The following is a 4,195-nucleotide window of genomic DNA, read 5'->3' as shown; positions in this document are numbered from 1 at the left end:
GAAATGGAAGCTTCAAACGCTATAAGAAAAAGAGCTTTGACTGGTATAAAAAAGTGATTGAAAGTAATGGGGAGGAATTGTGATGCGTGATATTTTATTGTGTCCTTCAACGATGTGCATTGATTTTCATCATTTAGATGAAGATGTAAAGGCATTAGATGAAGCAAATATAGATATTTTTCATAACGATGTCATGGATGGAACGTTTGTTCCCAATATGACACTGGGATTAAATGATATTAAAGCCATTCGCAAGTCGACAAATAAATTGATGGATGTACATTTAATGATTGAAAATCCAGCTGGTAAAGTGGATTGGTTTATAGATGCAGGAGCCGATATTATTTATATTCATCCTGAATCTGAAAGATATGTAGTAAAGACTTTAGCTCATATCAAAGAAAGAGGAAAAATGGCAGGAATTGCTATCAATCCAGATACAAGCATTGAATCAATTGAAGAAATGTTGAATCTTTGTGATTATGTGTTAGTTATGACAGTTAATCCTGGTTTTGCAGGGCAAAAATTTATTGATTTCACAAAATCAAAGGTGAAAAAATTAGCGGCTTTAAAAGAAAAATATGAATTTAAAATTGTGATTGATGGTGCTTGTTCCCCTCAAATTATTGAGGAATTATCATTGATTGGAGCCGATGGTTTTGTGCTTGGAACGAGTGCTTTATTTGGAAAAGAAAAAACATATAAAGAAATTGTACCGGAATTAAGGAGATTGGCATGAAAATCGCAATGGGTAATGACCACGTAGCTGTGGAAATGAAAAAAGAAATTAAAGTATATTTAGAAGAAAAGGGACATGAAATCATTGATGTGGGAACCAATAGTACAGAACGATTTAATTATCCTGTTTCTGGTTTTCAAGTCGCCAAGATGGTTCAAAAGAATGAAGTAGATTGTGGGATTTTGATTTGTGGAACAGGTGTTGGTATTTCTTTATCAGCTAATAAAGTGCATGGAATTCGTGCAGTTGTTTGTTCTGAGCCTTATACGGCCAAATTATCGAAAGAACACAACAATACAAATATTTTAGCGTTTGGAGCACGTGTGATTGGAATTGAAACGGCAAAAATGATTGTGGATGAATGGTTGAATGCGAAATTTGAAGGGGGTCGTCATCAAACTCGTATTGATATGATTCATGAAATTGAAATGACACAGGAATTGAAGGAAAATTAATATGGGATTGTTTTCAAGATTTAAAAAAGAAATAGAAACGTTTGATGATAGAGATATTGTCGCGATTGCAGATGGAAATCTGATGGATTTAAGTGAAGTAAAGGATCCTGTTTTTTCACAAAAAATGATGGGAGATGGCATTGCCTTTCAAATTGTGGAAGATAAAGTCACTTTTGTTTCTCCAACTAATGGTACATTATCTCTTTTGTTTCCAACAGGACATGCTTTTGGTGTAACAACTAATGAAGGTGTAGAATTGCTGGTTCATATTGGTATTGATACGGTTCAGGCAAATGGAAAAGGTTTTAAAGTATTAAAGAAACAAGGCGATGTCATCAAGGCAATGGAACCGGTTGTACAAGTGGATATGAAATTGTTGTCAAAGGAATATGATATGACAACTATGTTGATTGTCACAAATCCAAATGAACAAGATATTCAGTTTATTTCTTCACAAAAAGTAAATAAAGGACAAAAAATACGTGTTTAGCGTATTTTTTTGTGGTTTCCGTTTATGGATTCATAAATGCGTACTTCACAATTATGAGGTTTTGGTCGCCATTTAATCCCGTTTTTTTTGTCTTCTAAATACCCGCATAAAGCTCGAATAATACCTCCATGACATACGACCAATACGTTTTCATAGTCTTTGGTTTCTAATTCTTTTAAAAAAGAAGAGCTTCTTTGGACCATAGAAGAAATAGATTCTACGCTTTCCGGTTCTTTAAAAATTTCTGGAAAAGCCCAGAATAATGAAAAACGAATGCCTAGTAAATAATATTTATGGAGTTCATATTTTCCAAAATTGGTTTCAATGATTCTTGGATCTTGAATCACTTCTTTTTTATCCACGTTTCCAATAATCGAAGCGGTTGTAATGGCTCGATCTAAGGGAGAAGCATAAACAGCATCAAAGTGAATATCTCCAATTTTTTCTCGAACTTGTTTCGCTTGCTGGATGCCTGTTTCATTTAGTGGTTCATCGGTTAGGCCTTGCATCAGTTTTTGTTTATTATATTTTGTTTGTCCATGACGTGTTAACCAGATTTTCATAGATTCATTGTAGCATCGAATTTTTTTAAAACAAGAAAAGTGATTTTTATTTCATTTTAAAAATTTTTTCTATATAATTTTTACATGATAGTTGAAAAATATGGTGGAACAAGTGTTGCGGATGTAGATAAAATTAAGGCCATTGCCAAGCATGTTGCCGATATTAAGAAAAGAGGACATGACATTGTTGTGGTTGCCAGTGCTATGGGAAAGACAACCAATGCATTGATTCAATTGGCTAAAGAAGTAGGTTATGCATGTAATGATCGAGAAATGGATTCTTTATTATCGACAGGGGAGCAACAAACGGTTACGTTACTGGCTATGGCCATTGAAGCGCAAGGTGTACCCGCTATTTCTTTAACGGGATACCAGGCTGGTTTTATTACCAGTAATCATCATGCACATGCTCGTATTAAAGACATTGATTTAACGAATCTGCAAAAACATCTGGATGATGGAAAAGTAGTTGTCGTAGCTGGTTTTCAGGGAGCTACTGAAAATGGAGAAATTACAACACTGGGTCGTGGAGGCAGTGATACAACGGCTGTGGCTTTAGCTGCTAAACTAGGATGGAATTGTTACATTTATACCGATGTGGATGGAATCTATACAACGGATCCTCGTTTATATCCACAAGCAAAGCGTTTAGAAGAAATTACATATAATGAAATGATGCAGATGGCTTCTTTGGGTTCAGGTGTATTAGAAACGCGTTGTGTAGAAATTGCAAGTAAATACAATATTCAATTGTTTTTGGGAAGAGCATTGGAAACGGATTTGAGTAAAGGAACATTTATTATGGAAACCAAACATATAGAAGATATGCCAATTACAGGTATTTCAATTAAAGAAGATTATGCGATTATGCGTGTAGTGAATATAAAAAATGATGGCATTTATTTGGGAAAATTGTTTCAATTGATTGCGGATTTAAATATTAATATTGATACCATTTCCCAGCAAATATCAGGACAAGATACTATCAATTTTACGTTTTATTGTAATGAGAAACAAAGTGATTTAATTCTTCAGAATTATGATGAAAATGAATTTGGATATCATATTGAAAGAATTTTAGGCTTTGTGAAGTGTTCGGTTGTGGGTGTTGGAATTTCAACACACAGTGGAATTGCTTCTAAAATTTTAAATACATTAACAAAGAATAATATTCGTTATTATCAAATTACATCGTCTGAGATTTCGATTTCATTAACAATCGAGAAAAAAGATAAAGAAAAGGCAGTAAAGGTATTAGCAGAAGCGTTTGATTTATAATCTGGTATTATCAAAAAATTTATAGTTGGTTATTTTCGTAAGATCAAATCTTTTCTATACTATTTTCCATCAGGGAGGATTGTTATGAAAAGAAGCAATGTATTTAATTTAACTTTAACAGCTGTGTTTCTGGCAATGAATATTGTTCTGTCATCTTTTGGGGTTCCTGTTCCAGGCGGACATTTATATTTGAATGATGTGGTAATTTGTTTAGCTGCTATTCTATTAAATCCACTGGAAGCTTTTATCGTTGGTGGAGTGGGAGCCTTTATTGGAGATATGCTGTTTTATCCAGCACCTATGTTTGTTTCATTGGTAACACATGGCTTACAGGCAGTCGTAATTTCATGGATTTCTCATAATGCATTAAAAGATAAACCAGTTTTGTCTTCTTTAATTGGAGTAAGCTTAGGGGTTTTGATCAATGTTGTGGGATATTCAATGGGAAGAGCTTTTATTTATAGTACAATCGAATATGCGATACTAAAATTTCCATTCCAGATTTTACAAGCTGTTGTGGGAGCTGTATTTGGTATGCTTCTATGCTGGAAATTTGGAATGCATACATTATATGAAAAAAAGAAATAATTTATAGATTAAAGATGACAGAAATATCGGACCTCTAAAATTAGATGAGGTTTAGAAAAAAGCCAATTTAAAACCTTTGAGG

General features: G+C 33.5%; 6 protein-coding genes. 5 read left to right on the top strand and 1 reads right to left on the bottom strand.

The genetic code is table 11. The features are described from left to right. The first annotated feature begins 82 nt into the window (after positions 1 to 82). Genes rpe through ACI32A_RS00575 form a run of 3 tightly spaced genes read left to right on the top strand, consistent with a single transcriptional unit; the run spans position 83 to position 1,684 of the window. Positions 83 to 739: a ribulose-phosphate 3-epimerase gene (rpe, locus tag ACI32A_RS00585; protein WP_439753077.1), complete on the top strand. Its 657-nt coding sequence runs from the start codon at positions 83 to 85 to the stop codon at positions 737 to 739. Further along, complete coding sequence (gene rpiB / locus ACI32A_RS00580) at positions 736 to 1,194, top strand: ribose 5-phosphate isomerase B (RefSeq protein WP_439753076.1); 459 nt, start codon at positions 736 to 738, stop codon at positions 1,192 to 1,194. The genes rpe and rpiB overlap by 4 nt, the downstream gene beginning before the upstream one ends. Position 1,195: 1 nt before the next feature. After that, entirely contained in the window at positions 1,196 to 1,684 is a 489-nt protein-coding gene (locus ACI32A_RS00575; RefSeq protein WP_439753075.1) for a PTS sugar transporter subunit IIA, read from the top strand. Here the strand turns inward: ACI32A_RS00575 and ACI32A_RS00570 are convergent. Beyond that, positions 1,681 to 2,247: a histidine phosphatase family protein gene (locus ACI32A_RS00570; protein WP_439753074.1), complete on the bottom strand. Its 567-nt coding sequence runs from the start codon at positions 2,245 to 2,247 to the stop codon at positions 1,681 to 1,683. The genes ACI32A_RS00575 and ACI32A_RS00570 overlap by 4 nt on opposite strands. 84 nt (positions 2,248 to 2,331) lie before the next feature. On the opposite strand from ACI32A_RS00570, the gene ACI32A_RS00565 reads away from it, so the two are divergent. Further along, entirely contained in the window at positions 2,332 to 3,525 is a 1,194-nt protein-coding gene (locus tag ACI32A_RS00565; protein WP_439753073.1) for an aspartate kinase, read from the top strand. A gap of 84 nt (positions 3,526 to 3,609) precedes the next feature. Next, complete coding sequence (locus tag ACI32A_RS00560; RefSeq protein WP_439753072.1) at positions 3,610 to 4,113, top strand: ECF transporter S component; 504 nt, start codon at positions 3,610 to 3,612, stop codon at positions 4,111 to 4,113. Positions 4,114 to 4,195 lie beyond the last annotated feature (82 nt).

It is taken from the genome of Floccifex sp. (genome assembly GCF_051873555.1).
Classification (GTDB): domain Bacteria; phylum Bacillota_I; class Bacilli_A; order Erysipelotrichales; family Erysipelotrichaceae; genus Floccifex.
This window is presented reverse-complemented; position numbering and strand designations above follow the sequence as displayed.